Source organism: Rhodothermales bacterium, assembly GCA_041391505.1.
Classification (GTDB): domain Bacteria; phylum Bacteroidota; class Rhodothermia; order Rhodothermales; family JAHQVL01; genus JAWKNW01.
This window is the reverse complement of record JAWKNW010000004.1, coordinates 156,010-178,798: the sequence shown is the minus strand read 5'-3', so window position 1 is coordinate 178,798 and position 22,789 is coordinate 156,010. Positions and strand designations below refer to the sequence as shown.

Genomic DNA, 22,789 nt, shown 5'->3' with positions numbered 1-22,789 from the left:
TGCGCAAAACGATCCCCACGCCTATGCCTCGCATCGTCATTGTCGGTTCCGTCAACATGGATCTCGTGGCCCGGGCCGAGCGGCTGCCGGCGCCGGGTGAAACGGTCCACGGCGCGTCGTTCTTTATGGCACCCGGCGGCAAGGGCGGCAACCAGGCCGTCGCCGCCAGCCGGCTGGGAGGGGCGACCACCCTCATCGGTTGCGTGGGCGACGACCTGTTCGGCACGTCGCTCACGGAGCGCCTGCGCCGCGAAGGGGTCGATACGCAGCACCTGCTCGTGGCGGCCGGCACGCCGAGCGGCGTCGCGCTGATCGGCGTGGACGACGCGGGCGAAAACGCCATCACCGTCGTCGCCGGCGCCAATGGCATGCTCACACCGGAACGGATCGAGGCGCTCGAAACGGTCATCGCCGGCGCCGATGCCGTGCTGGTGCAGCTCGAAATCCCCCTGGCCACCGCGTCGGCCGCGCTGCGCCTCGCGCGCCGCCACCGGGTCATGACCCTGCTCGACCCCGCCCCGGCGCCCCGGGCGCCGTTCCCTCCCGCGCTGTTCGAGGTCGACTTCCTGACGCCCAACCTCGCCGAGGCCGAGAGGCTGTCCGGCATCCGGATCGACGACGAGGCGTCCGCCCGCCGGGCCGCCGACGCGATCCATCGCCTCGGCGCCGGCACCGTGCTCATCACCCGGGGCGATGCCGGCGTCTATGTCTCGGGGGACGGATTCCTGGAGATCCCGCCGTTCCACGTCGAGGCCGTTGATACCACCGCCTGCGGCGACGCTTTTGCGGCCGCTTTCGCCCTGGCGCTGGCGGAGAACCGTCCGCTCGAAGCCGCCGTCCGCTGGGCCGGCGCCGCCGGTGCCCTCGCCGCTACACGCACCGGAGCACAGGATGCGATGCCGTATCGGGAAGAGGTGGAGCGTATGGTGGGTTAGTGATTAGTGGTTCGAGGTTTGAGGATCGAGGTTCAAGGAATGGCGAGGCAGTGCCTTGAACCTCAAACCTCAAACCTTGAACCTCGATCCTCAGACCTTGAACCCCTTACGCCAGCACGGCTTCCACGACGTTCCCGCTCACATCCGTCAGGCGGAAGTCGCGCCCCTGGAAGGGGTAGGTGAGGCGTTCGTGATCCAGCCCCAGCAGATGCAGGATGGTGGCCTGGAGGTCGTGGACGTGCACCTGGCCGTCGATCCCGTAATACCCGATCTCGTCGGTTTCCCCGTAGGTCACGCCGGCCTTGACGCCGCCGCCGGCGAGCCACATGGTAAAGGCCTCGCTGTGGTGGTCGCGCCCCTTGTAAGGATTGGATACGCCGCCGCGGTTTTCCATCATGGGCGTCCGGCCGAACTCGCCGCCCCACACCACCAGCGTTTCGTCGAGCAGTCCGCGCCGCTTCAGATCGATGACGAGGGCGGTCATGGCCTGATCGACCTCCTTGCACCGCTCCATGAAGCCGTAGTTGATCGACTCGTATTCGGTGGTGCCGTGGGAATCCCAGCCGTCGTGAAAAAGCTGGATGAACCGGACGCCGCTTTCCACCAGCCGGCGCGCGAGCAGGCAGTTGTTTGCGAACGACGACACGCCGGGTTCGGCGCCGTATAGCCGCCGGGTCTCCTCCGACTCCGCGCTGACGTCCAGCACGTCCGGGGCCTCCACCTGCATCCGGAAGGCCAGTTCGTACTGTTCGATCCGCGTCAGGATCTCGGGGTCCAGCGTCTCCTCGTATTGCTGGCGGTTGATGGCGTTGATGGCGTCCAGCGTGAGCCGGCGCGTTCCGCGATCCACCCCGGGGGGGTCGTTCATGTACAGGACCGGCTCGTCGCCCGAGCGGCACTGGACGCCCTGAAACACCGTCGGCAGGAATCCGCTTCCCCAGAGGCTCTTACCGGCGCTCGGCTCGGCGCGGCCCGACACCAGCACCACGTAGCCCGGCAGATTGTCGTTTGCCGACCCGATCCCGTACGTCACCCACGACCCCATGCTCGGCCGGCCCATGCGCGCATGGCCGGTATAGAGCAGCAGCTGCGCCGGCGCGTGGTTGAACTGATCCGTGTGCATGGCCTTGAGAAACGCGACCTCGTCGACGATCGTCGCGAAGTGCGGCAGCACGTTCGATACGTAGGAGCCCGTCTGTCCGTATCGATCGAACGTGGTATGCGGGCCCAGCATTTTGGGGACGCCCTCGATAAAGGCGAACCGTTTGCCCTCCAGCAGCGAAGGAGGGCAGGTCTGCCCGTCGAGGCGGGCCAGCGCCGGCTTGAAGTCGAAAAGCTCCAACTGCGACGGCGCGCCTTCCATGTGAAGGAAGATGACGCTTTTCGCCTTCGGCGCCACGCGGGCGGCCCTCTGCATCGCCGACGCAGCGTCGGGCGCGCCCTGGCCGCAGCCGGCCAGCATTGACAGCGCCGCCGCGCCGAGGCCGGAGGTGCAGGTCCTCAGAAAATGCCGGCGCGTCTGGTAGGCGCCGTAGGTCTGGCGGAGTTCGCGGTCGAGATCCATGCGGTTGCGGCGCCTCTCACTGTTTGACGATGAACGCATCGAGATTCATGATGGCCGAGGCCACCTGCACGAGCGCCGCCCGTTCCGGCGTGGCGGGATAGTCGGGGCCGGCCGCTGCGGCCAGCGTATCGGCCGGCGCGCCGGTGTACCGGTCGAATGCGCCCCGGTGCAGGCGTCGCAACGCCTCCAGGGCGTCGGGGGATGGGGGCGCGGCGACGGCGAGGCGGTAGCCGCGCGCCAGCTGCGCATCGAGGGAAGGACCGGCGTCCGCCATCCGCGCCGCGAGCGCCTGGGCCATCTCGACGTACACCGGGTCGTTCAGTGTCACGAACGCCTGCAGCGGCGTGTTCGTGCTGACGCGCCGCGAGATACAGAATTCACGGCTCGGGCTGTCGAACGCCACCATCGAGGGGTAAGGACTCGAGCGACGCCAGTACGTGTACAGGGCGCGCCGGTGTCGGTCGGCCGGGTCCTCGTCGTCGATCCAGCGAATCTGCGGCCGCAGCTGGACGCTCCAGATGCCGGGCGGCTGCACCGGCTTGACGCTCGGCCCGCCGACCACGGGATTCAACAGTCCGCTGACGGCCAGCCCCTGATCGCGGATCTGCTCCGCCGAAAGGCGGGTGCGCGGGCCACGGGCCAGGAGCCGGTTGTCGGGGTCGGCCTCCCGGAGCGCCGGCGTTAGCCGGCTGCTTTGCCGGTACGCGGCGGAGAGGACGATTTCTTTGAGAAACGGTTTGATGTGCCAGGCATGCGTCGTGCGGAGACGCACGGCGAGCCAGTCCAGCAGCTCGGGATGCGTCGGCGGCTCGCCCTGGCTGCCGAAATCCTCCAGGGTCTCGACGATGCCCCTCCCCCAGACGCCGGCCCACAGCCGGTTCGCCAGGACGCGCGCGGCGAGGGGGTTGTCCGGCCCGACGATCCACCGGGCGAGCCCCAGCCGGTTCGAGGGCAGGTCCGCCGGCATCGCCGGCAGCGCCCCGGGCACCCCCGGCGCGATCGCGTCGCCGGGATCGAGCCAGTTGCCCCGGTTGAACACATGCGTCGTCCGGCGGGCATCGCCCTCGAGCTCGACCATTACGGGCGTCCGCACCGTATCGCCCAGCACGGGGTCAAACACGGCGAGCCGCGGGCGTTCCGAGCCGTGATCGGTATCCGCCGTGTTGTTGAAGAAGGCGAAGGACGCGTAATAGTCCTCGTGACGAAACGGATCGTAGGGATGGCTGTGGCACTGGACGCAGGCCATGGTCGTGCCCATCCACACTTCCCACGTGGTGTTCACCCGGTCGATCACTGCGGCGACGCGGAACTCCTCATCGTCCGAGCCGCCTTCGTCGTTCGCCATGCTGTTGCGATGGAAGGCCGTCGCGAGCCGCTGGGCGTCGGTGGGCTCGGGCAAGAGGTCGCCGGCGAGTTGTTCGATGGTGAACCGATCGAACGGCATATCGGCATTAAACGCCTCGATCACCCAGTCCCTGTACTTCCAGATCTCCCGATGCAGATCCGGCCGATAGCCTTTGGTGTCGGCGTACCGGGCGAGGTCGAGCCAGGTAGCGGCGAGATGTTCGCCATAGGCCGGCGTCGCGAGGAGGCTGTCGACGAAGCGCTCGTAGGCGGCATCGGCGTCCGCGCGGCAGAGGCCGTCCGCCTGCTCGGGCGCCACGGGCAGGCCGGTCAGATCCAGCGAGACGCGGCGCGCCAGGGTGTAGCAGTCGGCTTCGGCGCTCGGAGACAGGCCGGCCTCGAGGAGCCGGTCATAGACAAACCGGTCGATCCCGCCGCGAACCCAGCGGGAGCGGACCGCCGGCGGCGCAAGGTTCGGATCGGGCGGAACGTACGCCCAGTGGGTTTCCCATTTCGCGCCCGCGGCGATCCATCGCGTGAGCAGGTCGATCTGCTGCTCGCTGAGTGGGGGGTGCTCGTAGGGCATCCGCTCCTCCGGATCGTCCAGCCGGATGCGCCGGATGACCTCACTGGAATCGGGCTGGCCGGGGACGATCGGGATGCGGCCGGATTCGCCGGGAAGGAGCGCGTCGTCGGGGAAAAGAAGACTGAAATCGCCGGCCTGGCGGACGCCGCCGTGGCAACGCAGGCACTGCCCATTGAGCAGCGGCCGGATTTCGCTGTTAAAATCGGGAGGCGCGTGCGCGGCGCGAAAGAGATACACCCCGCCGGCCACCAGCGTGACGCACAGGATCAGAAGAGCGGTCGTTCGCCAGGGCATGGTAGAGGAACGGGTAGCGTGTCATCGGGCGCTACAATCTACGTCCCCGCGGCGAACATGTCACGCCTTGCCGGCTCGTGCCGGCTATTCCACCACCGGCGCGACGCCCAGGCCCGCGTGCCGCCGCACGAGCCGCTGGAGCGAAGCCAACTGGATCGGCATCTGCAGCACGTCCGCCACCCCTCTGGCGACGAGTTTGGCGCGTCGAGCGACATCCAGCTGCGTGGCCAGCGCGACGACGCGCACGGCGCCGCGGTCGAAGCGGGTCTCCGGCGCGGACGCCAGGGCGTTTTCGATCTCATCGAGGCCGAGGAGCACGAGCGCCGGCTTCCCCGCGCGCACCGCGTCCAACGCGCCGGCGGGTGCGCCCATTTCGACGTCGCATCCCATGTCGCTCAGCATCTTGGCCATGAGCCGCTGGTGAACCGGGTGCTTTTCGGCGACGAAGGCCTGCATCGGTGCGGTCCACGAGCCGACGGGCTCCTCGACGGGTCTGGCGGCGAGCACGTCCTGCAACTTCTCGAAGAGCCCCCGCTTGCGCACCGGCCGATGGATGTAGGCATCCGCCGGCACCTGCCGGCACGTCACCGATTCGGACATGCACTGCGTGGCCAGCAGCGGGATGCGGCCCCGGCTCGTTGCGAGCGCGGCCGTCAGCATCTCAAACGATGCCTCGTCGCGCAGCCCCAGGATGACGACGTCGTAATGGACCTCGCCAATGTGCCGGACGGCCTCGGTCTCGTCCGAGCAGGCATCCACCCAGAGATTCATGCCATCGAGCCGGCGTGTCAGGATGTCGCGGCCGCGGGGGTGCGCATCGACAAAAAGGACCCGATGCGCCACCGGGAAGACGGGCGGGATGTCATCCGGGCCGGGCTCCGCGGGCTCGGCCTCGAACGTGCAATGGAAGGTAGTCCCGACGCCGACGGTACTCTCAACCCACATGGTCCCGCCCATCAACTCCGCCAGCTTGTAGGAGATTGACAGCCCCAGCCCGGTTCCGCCGTATTTGCGGGTGGTCGAGGCGTCCACCTGGGAGAACGACCTGAACAACCGGTTGAGCTTTTCTTTCGGTATGCCGATCCCCGTATCCCGCACGGACATGTGGATCTCGTAGCGCTCGCCGGCGATCGGTTTCGAGTCGACATGGACCTCGATCTCGCCCTGTTCGGTGAACTTGACGGCATTCGACAGCAGGTTGACCAGAATCTGCCGCAGGCGGGTCGGATCGGTAAAGACGCGCGGCGGCACCGACTCGTCGATTTCGTAGAGCAGTTCGATCCCATGCTCCGCGGCGCGGGTCGCGAGGAGATCGAGCGACCCCTCGACGAGATCGTGCAGGCAGACGGAGAGGCGCTCGAGTTCGATCTTGCCGGCTTCGATCTTCGAAAAGTCGAGAATATCGTTGATGATCGCCAGCAGGCTCTCGCTGGAGACCTGAATCGTCTGAACGAAATCGCGCTGCTCGCTGGTGAGATCGGTCTCCTTCAACAGGCTCGCCATGCCGATCACCCCGTTGAGCGGGGTACGGATTTCATGGCTCATGTTGGCCAGAAAGGCGCTTTTTGCCCGCGTCGCGCTCTCGGCCAGATCCCGTGCCTGCTTGAGCTCGCGGGCGTAATCCATCAGAGCCTTCTCCGCATCGATGCGCTGGGTAATATCCTGCACGATCGAGCTGACACCTACGATCTCGCCGTTCGCGGATCGCAGCGACGTGTTGTACCACTCGCAGGTGATGAACTTGCCCTGCTTCGTCTGATTCTTGTTGACACTGTATGCGCCGCCTTCCCCTTTCAGCAAGGCGCCGACCAGCGCGCCGACCTTCTCTTTTTCACTTTCCGGCACGATATCCGGGATCGGCCCGAGCGCTTCGGCCCGGGTATAGCCGAAGATGCGCTCGGCGGCCGGATTCCATTCCACGACCTCGAAGTTCGTGTCCCACTCGATGTAGGCCATCGGCGACTGCTCGATGTGGAAACGGAGGCGCTGTTCGGACGAATACGTGGCGTGGATCGCCTCTTCCTGTTCGGAGATATCCTGGATCGTGCCGATCAGCTTGGTCAGTTGGCCGTGCTCGTCAAACAACGCGCTTCCGCTGCTCACGACCCATCGGAGGCTTCCGTCGGGCAGGAGGAGGCGATGCTTCAGGGCGTAGGGCTCGCCGACTTGCAGGGCTCGTTCAATCGCGGCCAGAAATTGTTCGGCATCTTCCGGATGGATACGCTGCATGAAGTCTTCGATCGTGGGCTCGCCGGCCGCAGGGTCGAAGCCGGCGATGCGGAAGACTTCATCTGACCAGATTAGCCGGTTATCCTCCGTAAAGAATCTCCACGACCCGATCCGGGCGAGCTTCTGCGCGTCGCCGAACAACATCCGGGATTCGAGCAATTCCTGCGCGAGGTCGCGCTTGCCGCGTATGTCGCGCAGCTCGACCAGAATCCAGACCACCTGTTCGCCTTCGACCCGGTACGTCGTCACCTCGACGGGTACATCGTGGCCGTGTTTGTCGGAGAATCGGCAGGAACGGCGGTACGTCGGCTGGCTCAGCATCGCCATGGACGCTTCCGTCAGCCGCTGCGCATCTTCGTCGAGACACAGATCGCAGAGGTGGCGCCCGATCAATTCCTTGCGCTCGAAGCCCAGCAGCGATGCGCAGGCGGTGTTCAGATCGACGATGAGGCCTTCGCCATCCAGCCGGAGCCGTGCATCGAGCGCGTTGTGGAACAGGCGATCGAACCACTCCGCTGTCTCATTGGATAAGTCATCCTGCCGGTCAATTCGCAGTTCCGAAGCCTGTGACGCCATCGAAAGGGATGTGGTTTAGGGATCGACATCTACATCACACCCGAGTATCGACGGCGCGGCCCAAAACTATACCCCCGGAGTCCGGGCTTATCCCCTGAATGTGTAGGTATATTTGACTAGCAGGATCCTGCTCTCATAACGCGGCAGCATCGGACGATTCCGATCCTCCTGGATGAGGCGCTCGCGGTCCAGGTTCTGGCCTTCGTTGTATACCAGCCACAGGTCGTTTCCTTCGCTGAAGTTGTAACGGAATCGCACGTTCGACGTGACCAGATCGGAGGCGCTGCTATACTGGACAAACGCGCTCAGCGAGGCGCGCGTATTCAGGGCGAGCTGCGCCTTGAGCCGGACGATGTGCGTGTTGAAATCCGCGTCGCGGTCCGGGAAATGGACCATATTGATCAAGTATTCGGTCTGCAGCTGCACGTATTTCGAGGCGCTCCAGCGAGGCCCCACGCCGAGATCGACGCGCCATCCATCGTAGAACGTCCCCAGATAGAACTGATTCTCCGTTCGGAACAGCTTGCCGTTCGAGCCGCGCCCCATCGCCTCGACGCCGACGAACGAGTACGACCCGACGGGCACCTCGACGTCTTCGGGCAATTCCAGGGGCTCGGAGAGGTCTTCGTACGAATACTGCGGCCCGATGGTCAGCCGGCCGCCCCGTTGCGTCTCGATGGCGACGGGCGCCGTCACCGTAAACGTCTCGATCGTCGCGTCGTCGTTGCGCATGATGGTCACGACGTCGAGGCCCGACCCGACGTGGCGATACCAGTTTTCGGCCGTCCCGAACCAGCCGTAGCCGAGGTGACTGCCGATGGTCTGCACATTCTCCCGCGTGATGAAGCCCATCTCCGGGAAATATTCAGGGCCGTACCGCTTGCCGGTGAGCCGGTAGCTGAAGCCGTCGTCGGTGCGGCGCTCCCACTGCGCGCGCCACATGCTCGCGCGGCTGAGGTCGAAGGCGCCGCCGGCATCCGCGAGGTCGCTGTCGGCCGTACCGGCCACGCGGACGGTGACGTATTCGTTGCCGAAGGGGCGCAGGATGGCGTCGAGCCCGAAGGCCAGGTTGTAGGAGCCGTCGTTGCCCAGCCGGCTCGTCATCATGCCGCCGGCGTACGAGAAGCCGTTCAGCACCTGCCGGCGAAGCCGGAACACCCCGAAGTTCTCGGCCGGCAGGCTGTCGCTCACGGCCGTCTGCATGTCGAGGACGCCGAGATCCCAGGGCCCCACCCGCCCCACAACGCGGCCGCCCCCGAGGATACGCACCGGCAGCCCCTCGTCGTCGAGCCCGATACGCCGGCTGTAGAACAGCTGGTCCGTGCGGCCGGTGGAAAAATCGAAGATGCCGGCGCGCTCCTGGAAGAACTGCCGCTTTTCCGGGAAAAACAGCGAGAGGCGGGTCAGGTTGACCTGCTCGTCGTCCACCTCGACCTGCGCGAAGTCGGTGTTCAGCGTCAGGTCCATCGTGAGGTTGCTCGTGAGGTTGTACTTCAGATCGACGCCGGCCTCGCGGTTCCAGCCGCTGCTCCGGTCGATCGCGGTTTCCTCATCGTTCAGCAGCGCCGTCTCCCCGCGCCCTCCGAGCACATAGGGCGTGACGTAGAGGGGGTTCTGGCTGTAGACCCCGTCGAACGCAACATCCTGAATGACGGACGCCTTGGCCCACCCGAGCTGCCAGTTCGGGAGGATGTCGGGATACATGTGCCGCTCGTTCAGGCGGGAGATGTACCGGTAGGTGGATAATCCCATCACCACGTGGCCGTCCTCGTCCTGGAAGCGGAGGCTCGAAAAGGGGATGCGCATCTCCGCGAACCAGCCTTCGTCGGTCTGCCTGACGGCGACGTCCCAGAACGTATTCCAGCTTCGGTTGATGGTATTGCGCACGTCGCGCTGGGCCTGTGCGTCGTTGGCCACGGCCCAGTCGAAGCGTACGCCCGCGGGCGTGGTCGAGAACCACAGCGCGTTCTCGTTGTCGTTGAACGAGTCGAGAATCAGCGAAAAGGTGTCGTCGCCGGCATATTCATCGCGGTACAGCGAATTGGCGCGTATGCCCGACGGTTCGCTGTCGTACATCCGGCCGGCGGCGTAGATATACGCATCGTCGTACGCGACCCGGATCTCGGTGCGCTGGGAGGGCGGGGCGCCATGAACGGGCTGGTAGACCGTGAGCGGGAGCGGAGGGACCGCTTCCCAGGCCGCTTCATCGCTGAAGCCATCGAGTTCGATCGGGCCCTGGAGGCGGGGGATGGAAAACGGTTCGCTGACCTGCGCGGCGGCGGTGCCGGCGAGGCACAGGGCCGCGGCGGCCAGGGCATAACGGATTGGAAACGACATGCGCTGAGGCGAAGAAAAGTCGGAATAACGCGCTTCGACAGCCCGTATCGGGCCGCAGACGGGTGGAGCAGGCCCTATGATCGCGTTTTTTTGCCGAAATCACCAAGCCGGCCGCATGAAGATTCATCCGTTCCGCATCCTCTCACGAACGGACTATCGCGCGGGGTCGAGCTCCATCAACAGCGCGACATCCGGATCCACCACCAGTTCGGTAATCGGCCTGTCCAGCTCGAACCTGAACGTGTGTTCGGCCTGATCGACGAGGACGCGTTCCCGGCGGACGTCCCCGCCCGTCACCAGGTCGAGATCCAGCGGGAAGCGAAAGGGCGCGCCGGCCTGTCGCTGGGCGACGGTCACGGTCAGCTGCTTGTTCGCGGCGTCGTAGCCGTGCGTCACCCGCAGCTTTGGTTGCCCGGGGCGATAGAGCCACTGGTCGAAGAACCAGCCGAGTTCCTGGCCGGCCGCCTGCTCCATCGCTTGCCGCAGGTCGTCCGACGTGGCGTTGGCGTCGCGATGCGTTGCGTAGTAGCTCCGGATGCCGATCCAGAACGCGTCGTCGCCGATCAGCCCGCGGAGCATGTGCAGCACCCAGCCGCCTTTCTGGTAGCTGTTGGTATTGAGCAGCTGGTTGGGGTCGTCGGTGCGGGTGTCGACGAGCGGGGTGGGGCTGCGGCGGAAGAACCGGATGACGGCCTCGCGCGCCTCCGCCATGTCGGCGACGAGCCGGCTCCGCCCGTACGCGTGCTCCAGGTACAGCTCGGCGAAGTAGGTCGCGAATCCTTCACTGAGCCAGATATGCGGCCAATCGGCTTCGGTGACGGAATCGCCGAACCACTGGTGGGCGATTTCGTGGGCGACGGTCGACTCGTTGCTCCGCTCGCCGGTGATGGCATTTTCGTTATAGAAGATCGCGCCGGCGTTTTCCATGCCGCCGTAGCGGGTCTTCGACTGCACGTTCGCGAGTTTGGCGTAGGGAAACGAGCCGATGCGGTTGTCGAAATACCGCAGCATGTCCATCGCCACCGCAAAATCGTAAAACCCGTCGTCCCGGTCTTCCGGATACACCCAGGTCTGCACCGGCACGTCGGCCACCTCGCCTTCGTAACGCACCGCGAAGCGCGCCGCGCCGAACACCATCACCTTGGTCGGCAGCGGCGCGTCGGTCCGCCATGTGGTGCGGCGGCGCTCGCCCGGGAGATCGGTTTCCTCGACGAGCCGGCCGTTGGCGATGACCTGGTAGTGATTCGGGGCGGTGATGACAAAGGCGCACGTCGCCTTGTCGGAAGGATGGTCGATCGTCGGCAGCCAGTTGCGCGCGCGGTTGGGCCAGTTGTCCCCGAAAAACGTGCGGTTGCCGTGCCGGTTTTTGGCGATGATGAGCCCGTCCACCGGTATGCCGCCATACGAAATGCTGAACCTTCGTTCCTCAGCGGCTTGCGAGGGCGACGACAGATGGAGTACCAGGCGGTCCGCCGCGTGCTCGAAACGGATGGTACGATCGTTCTCCCGCACGCCGGCGACCTGCATGCCCGGCTCCCGCGGTCCTGCGGCCGTTACCAGATCGAGCGTGAGACGCTCCACGCCGGCCCGATCGAAGCGGACGGTGATCAACGTCTCGCCCTCGATCCGATCGGAGGCATCGTCGACCGCGATCCGAAACTCATAATCCAGAACATCGACGCCGGCGACTTGCGCCACGACGCGTTCCTGCGCGAACGCGCAAAACAGACTGCATACGACGATCAAAACGCGAAGACGCATCGACCCACCTGATTCGTTTCCGGAGCGTTTCTGCCGGCTGCGCGTTGCCGGCGCCATGAGATCCCGGGATGGGCGAATCTCAAGGTTTCGCACCGGGTTCGCTGACAGAAACCCCGGTATCTGCTTTCTGTTCAACCGTCAACAGCCATGTACGGGCTCCAGCCGTAATCCGACCCGTTCTACTTTCTTCCACGCGCCGTCCGGAGCATCCCGCAGGATGCCGTGACCGGCTTTACGTTCGACGCCCGACGCCACGAACGCGCGAACACCCCGATGCGACGCCGTCACGGTGGTTGCACGTGGACGCACCAGACACCGATATGGCACTAGATATCGCAATTCCTGAAAAGAAAGGGCTGAATCTCAGCGAAAAGGGAAAAGCCGCCGACGGCACCGAAATTTTCTCTGATCGCCGGCTCTATATGCAACTCCTCGCCTTTAGCGGTTGCCAGCACACCCATCGCATCATCGAAACACTCGAGGACAGCGAAATCAAGGGCGTGCTGTACGAAGAACTGAACGACCCGACAGGCATCGGCCTGCTCACGTTCAGCGAAGACCCCGACTACTTCGTCCACGTCATTCGCCCGCTCGTGCAGCGCCATCCGTTTTCCGACCTGGCCTTCAAGCCGGAATTCACCCTGTTCGGCCGCACATACACCATCGGCTACGAAGCCGATCTCGACGAAGTGCTCCTCCATCGCCCCATCCGGCATGCCACGCATCCCGACTGGCCCTGGGCCGTCTGGTATCCGCTCCGGCGCAGCGGCATGTTCGAACGCCTCTCGCGCGAAGAGCAGCGCACCATCCTGATGGAGCACGGCGGCATCGGCATGGCCTATGGCCGGGCGGATGCGGCCCACGACATCCGGCTGGCCTGTCATGGGTTGGACGTTAACGACAACGACTTCATCGCCGGCCTGATGGGCAAGGAGCTCTATCCGCTCTCGATGGTCGTCCAGCACATGCGGAGGACCCGCCAGACCTCCGAGTTCCTGGAGAAGCTGGGCCCCTTTTTCGTCGGCAAAGCGGTCTGGCGGCGCGCATCATGAGCCAGAAAACCGTAGCGGTCATCGGCGGCGGCATCAGCGGGCTGTCGGCGGCGTATTACCTCGAGCGCCTCGCAGCGGACAAAGGCCAGGATCTACGTGTGATCCTGATCGAGTCCGAGCGCGAGGTCGGCGGCAAGATCGACACCATCCGGCAGGACGGTTTCACGATCGAGCGGGGCCCGGATATCTTTCTGGCCCGCAAGCCCGACGGCGTGCGGCTGTGCAAGGCGATCGGACTCGAACAGGACATCATCGGCACCAATCCCGACCCGCAGCGGTCGGGCAGCCGGATCTTCTTCAAGGGGGAGCTCTACCCGTTGCCGGAAGGCCTGAGCGGCCTGGTGCCTGCGCGCCTCGGTCCGCTGGCGCGCAGCCCGCTGCTCTCCGCGGCCGGCAAGATGCGCGCGGCGCTCGACTACGTGCTGCCGGCCCGCTTCAACGACGACGACGAATCGGTCGGCTCCTTCATTACGCGCCGGCTCGGCCAGCAGGCCTTCAATCGGCTCGTGGACCCGCTGCTCGGCGGGATTTATGGCGGCGACGGAGACACGATCAGCCTGATGGCCACGTTCCCGCAGCTCCGCCGGCTCGAGCGCGAACACGGCGGCATCCTGCGCGGCCTGCAGGCGACGCCGGCATCCAAACCGGAAGAAGATGCCCTGACGCCCTTCGTCTCCCTCGCCGGCGGCATGCGTACCCTTCCGCAGACGCTCGCGAGCAAGCTGCATGACGTGCGGACCGGCCAGCGCGTCACCGCGATCGCGCGGCGCAAAACCAAATATGCCCTCTCGATCGACGGCGCCCGCGCCGTGACCTGCGATGCCTTTGTCGCCGCGACGCCGTCGTTCGCCACGGCGGAACTGCTGCGTCCGTGGGCGCCGGAAATCTCGAAGCGGCTCGACGCGATCCCTTACGGGTCAATGGCGATCGTTTTTCTCGCCTACAAGGCCTCCGACGTCCCGCATCCGCTCAACGCCTACGGCTACATCACGCCGCGCGAAGAGGGCCGGCCGATCCGCGCCTGCACCTGGATGTCGACCAAGATCCCGAGCCGCGCCCCCGAGGGGCACGTCCTGCTGCGCCTCTTCATCGGCGGGTCGACGGGATCCCCCAACCTGAACGACACGAGCGACACGGATTTCGTCCGGATGGCGGTACATGAAGTGCGCGATGTGCTCGGCATCGTCGAGGGGCCGCTGTTCCATGTCGTCCAGCGCTGGCCCGACTCCATGCCCCAGTACGCCGTTGGTCATGTCGACCGCGTGGCGGGTATCGAGATCGGCCTCCGGCGGCACCCGGGCTGCTTCCTCGCCGGCGCGGCCTATAACGGCGTAGGCATCCCCGATTGCATCCGGGATGGCGAGCGGGCCGCCCGCAACGTGATCCATTATCTCTATAAATCCTGACCCCTCCCTGCATGCCCCGTACCGGACTCATCATGCTGAATTTCGGCGAGCCGGCTGAACCGACGCCGGAAGCCGTCATCCCCTTCCTCGAACGCATTTTCTACACCAACGCCCCGCTCGAACAGTATCCGGACGAAGCCGCCTTGCGCCGCCGATGCCGCGAGCTGGCGGAGCGCCGCGCACCCGGACTGATCGCCGACTACCAGGCGATAGGCGGCTCGCCGCTCGACGAACAGGCGAATCGCCAGACCGAACGCATCCAGGACGTCCTCGCCGCGCGGGGGCATGACGTTCGGGCCTATCTGGGGATGCAGTATACCGGGCCGACCATCGCAGAAGCGGTGCAGCGCGCCATCGCGGAGGGGGCGGATCAGCTGATCGGGTTCTCCGTGTATCCCCTGTGCGGATTCACCACCAACGTCGCCGCACTCAACGACGTCTGGAGTGCGGCCGCGGAGGCCGGCTTCGAGGGACCGATCCGTGGGATTTCGGGGTGGCACGCCCATCCGGGCTACACCGCCATGCGGGCGGACCACATCGCCGGCAGCGCCGCCGCGGCGGGCATCGACCTCCACGCCCCCGACACGCTGCTCTATTTTTCGGCGCATGGGACGCCCATGAAATACATCGAGGCCGGCAGCCGCTACGACCGCTACGTCGAGGAGCAATGCCGGCAGATCGCCGAACGGCTCGCCGTGCAGTATACGATCGGCTATCAGAACCACGCCAACCGCAACATCGCCTGGACGCAGCCGGACAACGAAACCCACCTCCACGAGGTAGACGCCAGGCAGCTCGTCGTGGAGCCGATCAGCTTCCTGCACGAACAGTCCGAGACGCTCGCCGAACTCGACATCGACTTCAAGGAAAAGGTGGAAGCCGCCGGCATAGCGTTTTTCCGGGTACCGGTCCCGCACGACGATGCCCGATTGATCGATGCGATGGCCGACCTCGTCGAGTCGCTGCTCGACGCGGATGCGCCCGCGCTTTACCCGTGCCGGTGCCGGCCCGACGCCGGCACGTTCTGCACCAACGGCGGCCGCACGCTGCACCGATGACGGGCCGCGGAGCCCCCCAAGGAATCACGGCGGGTCGAGATCCGTTTGAGGCGTTACCGCTGATCCTCGAACCACAGGCTTTTCCGCCCCCGCCGACGTGAACCCCGCAACTCCCCACCCGATGGCCGGCATCGATGTCGGCGGCACCTTCACGGACTTCGTCTTCCTCGATCGGGGCGTCCTGCACGTGCTGAAAGTCCCGACGACCTCGGACGACCAGAGCGTCGGGATTCTGGACGGGCTGGCGCGTCTCCAGGCATCCGGCCAGACCGTCGTCGTGCACGGCACAACGGTCGCGACGAACGCGCTCCTGGAGCGCCGGGGCGCGCGCACCGCCCTGCTCACCACCGAGGGCTTCGCCGATGTCCTGGCGATCGGCCGGCAGAACCGGCCCCATCTCTATCGGCTGGATCAAACACGGCCCGAACCGCTCGTGCCGGCCGGATTGCGGTGCGGCATCCCCGAGCGGATCGACAGCGCCGGCGCCGTGATCGCCCCGCTCGACGAAGCCGCCATCCGCCGCGTGGCCGGGCGCCTCCGCAGCGAGGGCGTCGAGAGCGTGGCCGTCGTCTACCTGTTCTCCTTTCTCGCGCCCGAGCATGAACGCCGGACCGAGCGGCTGCTCAACGAGGCGCTGCCCGATGCCTACGTCACGCTCAGCAGCGCCCTCCTCCCCGAATACCGCGAGTACGAACGTACCTCGACGACCGTGGTCAACGCCTACGTCCAGCCCCTCGTGGCCCGGTACCTGCGGCGGCTCGACCGGGCGCTGAACGGCCGGCCCGTACGCATCATGCAATCGAACGGCGGGACGATCGGACTCGCCCAGGCGGCAGGCCAGGCTGCGCGGCTCGTTCTGAGCGGTCCTGCAGGCGGAGCGGTGGGCGCCTTCGCCCTGGCCCGGCAGGCCACGGGGGAAGCGCGGCCCCGGCTCCTCACCTTCGATATGGGCGGCACCAGCACCGACGTCGCGCTCTGCCCCGGCGAGGTGCCGCGATCCCAGGAGAGCCACATCGACGGCCTGCCGCTCCGCCTGCCGACGACGGACATCCACACGGTCGGGGCCGGCGGCGGCAGCATCGCCCGCATCGACGCCGGCGGGGTGATGCGCGTCGGCCCGGAAAGCGCCGGCGCGCGGCCGGGGCCGGCGTGTTACGGCCGCGGCGGCGCGGCGCCCACCGTCACGGACGCCAACCTCGTGCTGGGCCGGCTGCGGCCCGAAGGGTTCGGCGCCGGCTTCCCGCTCGACCGCGCCGCGGCGCAACAGGCCATCGCCCCGCTCGCGGAACAGCTCGGCCAATCCGTCGAACAGACCGCGCTCGGCATCGTCCGCATCGCCAACGCGACGATGGAGCGGGCGCTTCGCCGCGTCTCCGTCGAACGGGGGCACGACCCGCGCGACTACCTGCTGATGCCTTTCGGCGGCGCCGGCCCCCTCCACGCCTGCGACCTCGCCGAGGCCCTCGACATGCGCCGCATCCTCGTGCCGTTGCATCCTGGCGTCCTCAGCGCGCTGGGGCTGCTCATGGCCGATATCGTCAGCGATGCCTCGCACGCCGTCCTCCAGCCGGCCGCGGCGCTGCTCGACGGGCCGGACCTGCTCGCCGCGCCCGCCGCATCCCTCGCCGACATCCTGCTCAGCCAGCGCCCGACGGACGAGCCGGGCCGGCGCCTCGAGGCCTTTCTCGATCTGCGCTACAAGGGACAGAGCTACGAACTGGAGACGCCGCTCCCGCTGCCCATCCTGCCGGCATCGATCCGGAGCGCAATCGAACAGTTCCATGCCCGGCATGCGCAGCGCTTCGGTTACGCCATGCCCGAAGCGCAGGTCGAAGCCGTCACCCTCCGGATGCGCCTGACCGTCCCGGGCGTCGACCCCGGATGGCCTCGCCTGCCGGCGGCGGCGGCGCCGGCCGAGACCGCGCGCAGCGGGTTTCAACCCATGTGGCACGACGAATCCGGGCCCATCCGAACGCCGCTGTACGATCGCAGCCGGCTCGCTCCCGGGCACCGCTTCGAGGGGCCCGCCTGCGTCGTCCAGTACGACACCACCCTGCTCGTCAGCCCGAACTGGAGCGCCTCCGTCGACGATTGGGGCAATCTATGGCTGCAAACGCGCGGCTGAACGCCGTTCGAGGGCCGAACCGAAACGGTACTTCCGTTATCCACAAAAACGCAGGGAGAATCCCCCACACCGACCGCACACGACTTAGTGTAACTAAACCCTTATTTTTCATATCATTGAGATATGTTATCCAGAAATTATCAAGACGCTTGACCGCAATCTTCCACAAGTTATCCACATTTGAAAATCTGGTTGATAAACCGTGTGCGAACGCGGTTCACGGAACATGAAATGGATTGACGAAGCGGACCCCGACCCCATTCTGCTCGAAATCTACCGGCACCGGTTTTCCGGCATCGCCGAGGAGATGGGGGTCACGTTGCAGCGCACGAGCTACTCGCCCAACATCAAGGAGCGGCTCGATTTTTCCTGCGCCCTGTTCGACGGCGCCGGCAACCTGATCGCCCAGGCTGCCCACATCCCCGTGCATCTGGGCGCCATGCCGGCAAGCGTCGCCGCCGCCCTCGCGGCCTTTCCGTCGTGGGAAGCCGGCGACCTCGTGCTGCTGAACGATCCCTACGACGGTGGAACGCACCTGCCCGACCTCACGATGGTGTCGCCGGTGTTCGCTTCCGCCGGCGACGCGCCGGCCTTTTTTGTCGCCACCCGCGCCCACCATGCCGACGTGGGCGGCATGACGCCGGGGTCGCTGCCGCTCTCGACCGAAATCTTCCAGGAAGGCATCGTCATCCCGCCCGTCAAGCTCTATCGCGCCGGGGTGTTGAACGCGGATCTGCAGCGGCTCCTGCTCCGCAACGTCCGCACGCCCGAGGAACGCCTGGGCGACCTGTCCGCGCAGCGCGCCGCCCATGCGGTCGGCGCCCGTCGGCTCACGGAACTGTGCGAGCGGCACGGTCGGGCTGAAGTCGGCGCCTACGCCCGGCACCTGCTGGCCTACAGCGAGCGCCTGATGCGCGCGGCGCTGGCGGCCTGGCCGGCGGGGGTCTATCGCTACGCCGACAGCCTGGTGCTGGACGACCGCCCGGGCGCACCGGAGCTGACCATCCGGCTCGCCGTCACGGTGGGCGACGGCGCCGTCGACTTCGATTTCGCCGGCACGTCCCCGGCCGGCCCGACCTCCCTCAACGCCGTCCTCAGCATCACGCAATCCGCCTGTTATTATGTCGTCCAGGCGCTGGCGGGCGAGACCATCCCGGTCAACGCGGGCTGTTTTGCGCCGGTGGCGGTGCGCGCTCCCGCTGGCTGCCTGGTGCATGCCCTCCCGCCGTCCGCCGTGGCCGGCGGCAACGTAGAAACCTCGCAGCGCATCGTCGACGTCGCCCTCGGCGCGCTCGCGCTCGCCATGCCGGACCGTGCGCCGGCGGCCTCCCAGGGCACCATGAACAACCTCACCATAGGCGGCCTCCGGTCGGACGGGTCGCCCTACGCCTACTACGAGACCATCGGCGGCGGCATGGGTGCCAGCACTCGGCACGACGGGCTCGACGGCGTCCAGGTCCACATGACCAACACGCTCAACACGCCCGTGGAGGCGCTGGAACTGAGTTTTCCGTTTCGCATCACGCAGTACGCGCTCCGATCCGGTTCCGGCGGCGACGGCCGGCATCGTGGCGGCGACGGCATCGTGCGGGAATACGAGATGCTTCAGCCGGCAACCGTCACCATGCTCAGCGAACGGCGCAGCGTGGGCCCGAGCGGACTGGCCGGCGGCGACAGCGGGCTGCCGGGACGCAACGTTCTGGTCGACGCGGACGGCCGCGAGACGATCCTGCCCGGTAAATTCTCGCGCCGGCTCGAAGCCGGCGAACGCCTCCGGATCGAGACGCCCGGAGGCGGTGGGTATGGGCGGAAATAGTGTCCTCCCGACCGGCATTGCCGCGGAGTGACCTCCTGACTTGAGACATGGCCTTTGGGGGAAGGTCTCTCGGCTACATCGCCCAGCCGGGCGATTCCGGTGAGATGACATGTTTTTGCAGGACCTACGATCGAGGCTCCTCAGGGGGCAGCAAGGTCCGAAACGCGGTTTCGCCCGTTTCCAGCATCCGTCTCAGGTACGGATGGCAGAGACCGCACCCGTTGCCGCACAGCCCGCGAGCGCGAAGCTCATCCAGGCGCGTCAGGCCGGCGGCGTCGGCTTCCCGTTTGATCTCCGCGAAGGTGAAGCCGTGGCACACACAGCGGTCGATGCGGATCGCCATCGGGTTACCGGATTCGGGTGATGCGCGTGTGCGTCCGGCGTTCGCCGGCCGTCATTGAAACCACATAGACACCGGCTGGCGCCGATTGCGGCGCCCACCGCACCGTGTGCCGGCCGCCAGCGAAGACGCCCTCGGCGAGCACCTCGACTTCCCGTCCGAGCAGATCGTAGACGGCGACGCGCACGGGGCCGGACGTATCCAGGACAAACGGGATCGAGACGGCTCCGCGGAACGGATTGGGGTAGCCCGCCTCCAGCGCGAAGGCGCCATCCACAGGCTGCTCCTCGACGGCGACCGCCTCGCCGGCACGCTGGAGCGCGATGGAGGACGGGATGATGCCGGCGGCCACACGCGCCATCTCGCGCCCCTCGGCGTCGTGGATGGAGACCGAGCCGGCCTCGGCAAATCCCGTGATGCGCCCCAGATAAAACCGCGCCGTCGCGTCGTCGTAGGCGACCGCACCAATCGCCTCGTCGCCGGGTATGTCGATGGCCGGGAGCGCCGCGTTGCTAGCGGTATCGAACGGCAGGATGGCGGTGCCCTGGACGACAAAAAGCCGCCGGCTGATCGGATCGTAGAACGCATCCTGCCCTCCCACTCCGCTGCCCAGCTGCGCCGTCGCGTCGAACGATGTGACGAGCGCCCCGGTCGCCCCGTCGAGCACGACGACCCGGCCGTTCGATTCCGAGATGATCTCGGTGAAGTCCTCATTGTACACCGTGTTGCCGGTGCACACCACCCAGAGTTCCTGTTCGAGATCGGCCGCGAGCATGCGCGGTCCGTCGCAACCCGGCTCCAGCGGATCGAGCGGCGTATCGCTCGACGGATCGATCACCGAAAGCGTCGTTCCGGCCCCGAACCCGTGATTGGCCACATACACGCGCCCGCCGGCGACGGCGATGTCCTCCGGGTTGTCGCCCACGTCGACCGTCCCCTGCACGCTCGCATCCGAGAGCCGGATGATCGTCACCGTCGCGTCGTAGAGGTTCGACACATACGCCTTGTCCTCCCCGACGACCGTCATGTAGCGCGGACTCGGGACGCCGGCGATCTGGCCGGTCCGCTGCCGGGTGTCGAGCGAAAAGAGGTCGATACGGTCAGACGTGTTCGCCATCACGAAGCCCGTGCCCTCATGCAGCGTGATGCTCTGGACCAGCGTGTTCAGGTCGGGCAGTTGATCGAGGTTCACGGCCAGCGTCGCGGGATCGATGCTCGACACGGTGCCGTTGGCATCCGAAAAGTTGCCCTGGTTGCCGACGAAGACGGCGATGGTTTCCGGCTGGGCGAGGGCAGCCGGCGCGAACAGGCCGATCGACAGACAAAAAACGAGGAGGAGACGAGTCGGTGCGTTCATGAGCGTACGGGATGGCTGGGGTGGAAAAGGAGATCAGGAACCGAGATCGACCCGGAGGGCGATGTGGAGCCGGCGGGGGGGCATGGGGTAGCCCTTGATGCTTTCGTAGGCGGCGTCGAATGCATTGTCCAGACGGGCCGAGAGCTGGATACGGCCGAAGGCCGCCTGCCGGCCCAGCGTGACGCCGGCATCGGCCACGGCGTAGGGTGCAAGGGACTGCGTCTCGTCGGCCGTCACGAAGCGCCGGCCGATACGCACGGCGCCGGTTTCGAGCGAAACGTTCCAGGCGCGGGCTTGCCAGAGGGCCGAGACCGTCGCTTTCATCTGATGCCGTGGCACATAACGAACCTGTCTTCCGAAGGAGGCCGAGGCCGGGTCGGAGCGGTCGACGGCGGCGGTCAGGGTGTAGCGCGCATCCGTCGTTACCACCCACCGGCCAATGCGCCGTTGCGCGCCGGCGGAGGACTCGATGCCCCGCGACCGCACCTGCGCCACGTTTTGCGGCGACCAGACCGTGCTCGTGGCCGGCTGCCAGACGATCTGATCGCGCACATGCTGGTCGAAGACGGTGATTTCCAGCCGGGCGGCCTGCTCCGGGGGCGTCCACGCCACGCCGGCGTCGGCGGTCCAGCTCCGCTCGGGTTTCAGATCGGGGTTGCCGCCGGGCTGCCAGAAGCGGTCGTTGAGCGTCGGCGCCCGAAACCCGCGCGCGAGGCGGCCTTTCAGCGCGATGCCGGCGCGCGGCGTCAGATGCAGGTTGGCGCCCAGTCCCGGGTTCACGGCGTAGCGCCCGTCGCCGCCCGACGAAACCGCGTCGAGGCGGAGCGCGGGATAGAGCTGGAGCCGGCCGGCGTCGATCGTCCCGCTCGCGAAGGCCGCTCCCTGCGTCCTGCGCGCCGCGCTGGCCAGGTTGGGATGCTCGGCCCGCCCGGCGCCCCCGCTGAGGCCGGCGGTCCAGGCCAGGCGTCCTGCCGCCCCGAAGGTCTCCGCCTGTAGCAGCGCCGTCCGGGAAAGGCCGAGGTCGTCGATCCGAAGCCGCGGGTTCAGATAGCGCAGTTCCGACTGCTGGAGCGTGGCGCGCAGCCGCCATCCGGCGCCCTCGTGCGTCCCCCAGAGGCGCACCTGCCGATCCTGCTGTCGCTCGCCGACGGGGGTGGTCGTCGCCGGCCCGGGCAGACCGCGCTCGGCATCGGTCGCCAGCACGGCGATCCGCGTCTGGCGATGCGTATCGATGGCGCGCGTCAGGCCGGCGTACAGGCTATGCTGCCGGCGATCCGCCCCGGCGCGTGGCGCCTCCCGCGGCGGAAAGAGCGACGGATTCCAGAACGGGTAGTCGCCATCCTCCCCCCGAAATTCCCCGGCGACGCGCGCGCTCCAGCGCCCCTGGCGCGCGGCGAGCGTTCCGCCGGCCTGACGCTCGCCATAGGGGCCATATCCACCCGAAAAAGAGACCGAAAGCGGCTCCACCGGGACGGCGGTCTGGAGCTGTACCGCGCCCGAGATCGCCTCGCTCCCGTACAGCGACGAGCCGGCGCCGTGCATCACCTCGACGCGATCGACAAAAAACAGCGGCAGCAGCGAGAGATCGATCTGTCCGAGCTGCGGGTCCGACACCGGCAGGCCGTCGAGCAGGATGAGCGACTGCGACGCCGTGCCGCCGCGCATCGAGAGGGTGGCGAGCCCGTTGCCGTAGGGACGGATGAACACGCCGGCGCGGCGCAGCAGCACGTCGGCCAGCGAGGCCGCGGAGGCGAGGTCAGGGCGGTCGAGGCGCTGGATGCGCGCGGGAGCGCGATCCATGGCGACCGGTCGGCGCGTCGCCGTCACCGTGATGCCCGGGAGGGTGTAGACCGAGTCGGAGGCCTGCGCGTGCGCCGACGCGACGGCCGCGCCCAGCACGAGGAGGCAGCCGGCGCATCGAAGCGGACCGGCCCATCGAACGAGATGCCTGCTAAAAACCATAAAGCCCGAACCTCAATCAGATGAAGCTCGGGCAAACGGCACCGGGG

General features: G+C 67.0%; 14 protein-coding genes. 6 read left to right on the top strand and 8 right to left on the bottom strand.

Features of this window, described 5'->3' with window-relative positions; all coding sequences use genetic code 11:
- Positions 1-23: 23 nt before the first annotated feature.
- A complete protein-coding gene (gene rbsK, locus R2834_05990) occupies positions 24-935 on the top strand; it encodes a ribokinase (protein ID MEZ4699860.1) in 912 nt (303 codons plus the stop codon).
- 106 nt (positions 936-1,041) lie between these two features.
- Here rbsK and R2834_05985 read toward each other — a convergent pair whose 3' ends face one another.
- From R2834_05985 to R2834_05965, 5 genes are all read right to left on the bottom strand, one after another.
- Positions 1,042-2,499: a DUF1501 domain-containing protein gene (locus R2834_05985; GenBank protein MEZ4699859.1), complete on the bottom strand. Its 1,458-nt coding sequence runs from the start codon at positions 2,497-2,499 to the stop codon at positions 1,042-1,044.
- A gap of 16 nt (positions 2,500-2,515) precedes the next feature.
- Positions 2,516-4,723: a PSD1 and planctomycete cytochrome C domain-containing protein gene (locus R2834_05980; protein MEZ4699858.1), complete on the bottom strand. Its 2,208-nt coding sequence runs from the start codon at positions 4,721-4,723 to the stop codon at positions 2,516-2,518.
- Positions 4,724-4,807: 84 nt separating this feature from the next.
- The gene (locus R2834_05975; protein MEZ4699857.1) at positions 4,808-7,528 is read right to left on the bottom strand and encodes a PAS domain S-box protein; all 2,721 of its coding nucleotides are present in this window, start codon (positions 7,526-7,528) and stop codon (positions 4,808-4,810) included.
- Between the two features lie 87 nt (positions 7,529-7,615).
- The gene (locus R2834_05970; protein ID MEZ4699856.1) at positions 7,616-9,865 is read right to left on the bottom strand and encodes a DUF5916 domain-containing protein; all 2,250 of its coding nucleotides are present in this window, start codon (positions 9,863-9,865) and stop codon (positions 7,616-7,618) included.
- Between the two features lie 153 nt (positions 9,866-10,018).
- Positions 10,019-11,626, bottom strand: a complete 1,608-nt coding sequence (locus R2834_05965) for a M1 family aminopeptidase (GenBank protein MEZ4699855.1) — start codon at positions 11,624-11,626, stop codon at positions 10,019-10,021.
- Positions 11,627-11,946: 320 nt separating this feature from the next.
- On the opposite strand from R2834_05965, the gene R2834_05960 reads away from it, so the two are divergent.
- The 5 genes from R2834_05960 (at position 11,947) to R2834_05940 (ending at position 19,083) form a co-directional block, all read left to right on the top strand.
- Positions 11,947-12,678 (top strand): chlorite dismutase family protein, encoded by a 732-nt coding sequence (locus tag R2834_05960; GenBank protein MEZ4699854.1) that lies wholly within the window; start codon positions 11,947-11,949, stop codon positions 12,676-12,678.
- Positions 12,675-14,084: a protoporphyrinogen oxidase gene (gene hemG / locus R2834_05955; protein ID MEZ4699853.1), complete on the top strand. Its 1,410-nt coding sequence runs from the start codon at positions 12,675-12,677 to the stop codon at positions 14,082-14,084. Before R2834_05960 ends, hemG begins: the two co-directional genes overlap by 4 nt.
- 11 nt (positions 14,085-14,095) lie before the next feature.
- Positions 14,096-15,142 (top strand): ferrochelatase, encoded by a 1,047-nt coding sequence (gene hemH / locus R2834_05950; protein MEZ4699852.1) that lies wholly within the window; start codon positions 14,096-14,098, stop codon positions 15,140-15,142.
- Positions 15,143-15,239: 97 nt separating this feature from the next.
- Positions 15,240-17,267: a hydantoinase/oxoprolinase family protein gene (locus R2834_05945; GenBank protein MEZ4699851.1), complete on the top strand. Its 2,028-nt coding sequence runs from the start codon at positions 15,240-15,242 to the stop codon at positions 17,265-17,267.
- Between the two features lie 226 nt (positions 17,268-17,493).
- Positions 17,494-19,083, top strand: a complete 1,590-nt coding sequence (locus tag R2834_05940; protein MEZ4699850.1) for a hydantoinase B/oxoprolinase family protein — start codon at positions 17,494-17,496, stop codon at positions 19,081-19,083.
- 124 nt (positions 19,084-19,207) lie between these two features.
- Here the strand turns inward: R2834_05940 and R2834_05935 are convergent, their stop codons facing one another.
- Genes R2834_05935 through R2834_05925 form a run of 3 tightly spaced genes read right to left on the bottom strand, consistent with a single transcriptional unit; the run spans position 19,208 to position 22,742 of the window.
- A complete protein-coding gene (locus R2834_05935; protein ID MEZ4699849.1) occupies positions 19,208-19,426 on the bottom strand; it encodes a (2Fe-2S)-binding protein in 219 nt (72 codons plus the stop codon).
- A gap of 4 nt (positions 19,427-19,430) precedes the next feature.
- Positions 19,431-20,780, bottom strand: a complete 1,350-nt coding sequence (locus R2834_05930; GenBank protein MEZ4699848.1) for a T9SS type A sorting domain-containing protein — start codon at positions 20,778-20,780, stop codon at positions 19,431-19,433.
- A gap of 33 nt (positions 20,781-20,813) precedes the next feature.
- On the bottom strand, positions 20,814-22,742 hold the full coding sequence (locus tag R2834_05925; GenBank protein ID MEZ4699847.1) for a TonB-dependent receptor: 1,929 nt from the start codon (positions 22,740-22,742) through the stop codon (positions 20,814-20,816).
- Positions 22,743-22,789: the final 47 nt, after the last annotated feature.

What these genes read in the sequence shown, in the direction of transcription:
- rbsK (MEZ4699860.1), top strand. Translation starts at nt 24, where the DNA reads ATGCCTCGCATCGTCATTGTCGGTTCCGTCAACATGGATCTCGTGGCC.
- R2834_05985 (MEZ4699859.1), bottom strand. Translation starts at nt 2,499, where the DNA reads ATGGATCTCGACCGCGAACTCCGCCAGACCTACGGCGCCTACCAGACG.
- R2834_05980 (MEZ4699858.1), bottom strand. Translation starts at nt 4,723, where the DNA reads ATGCCCTGGCGAACGACCGCTCTTCTGATCCTGTGCGTCACGCTGGTG.
- R2834_05975 (MEZ4699857.1), bottom strand. Translation starts at nt 7,528, where the DNA reads ATGGCGTCACAGGCTTCGGAACTGCGAATTGACCGGCAGGATGACTTA.
- R2834_05970 (MEZ4699856.1), bottom strand. Translation starts at nt 9,865, where the DNA reads ATGTCGTTTCCAATCCGTTATGCCCTGGCCGCCGCGGCCCTGTGCCTC.
- R2834_05965 (MEZ4699855.1), bottom strand. Translation starts at nt 11,626, where the DNA reads ATGCGTCTTCGCGTTTTGATCGTCGTATGCAGTCTGTTTTGCGCGTTC.
- R2834_05960 (MEZ4699854.1), top strand. Translation starts at nt 11,947, where the DNA reads ATGGCACTAGATATCGCAATTCCTGAAAAGAAAGGGCTGAATCTCAGC.
- hemG (MEZ4699853.1), top strand. Translation starts at nt 12,675, where the DNA reads ATGAGCCAGAAAACCGTAGCGGTCATCGGCGGCGGCATCAGCGGGCTG.
- hemH (MEZ4699852.1), top strand. Translation starts at nt 14,096, where the DNA reads ATGCCCCGTACCGGACTCATCATGCTGAATTTCGGCGAGCCGGCTGAA.
- R2834_05940 (MEZ4699850.1), top strand. Translation starts at nt 17,494, where the DNA reads ATGAAATGGATTGACGAAGCGGACCCCGACCCCATTCTGCTCGAAATC.
- R2834_05935 (MEZ4699849.1), bottom strand. Translation starts at nt 19,426, where the DNA reads ATGGCGATCCGCATCGACCGCTGTGTGTGCCACGGCTTCACCTTCGCG.
- R2834_05930 (MEZ4699848.1), bottom strand. Translation starts at nt 20,780, where the DNA reads ATGAACGCACCGACTCGTCTCCTCCTCGTTTTTTGTCTGTCGATCGGC.
- R2834_05925 (MEZ4699847.1), bottom strand. Translation starts at nt 22,742, where the DNA reads ATGGTTTTTAGCAGGCATCTCGTTCGATGGGCCGGTCCGCTTCGATGC.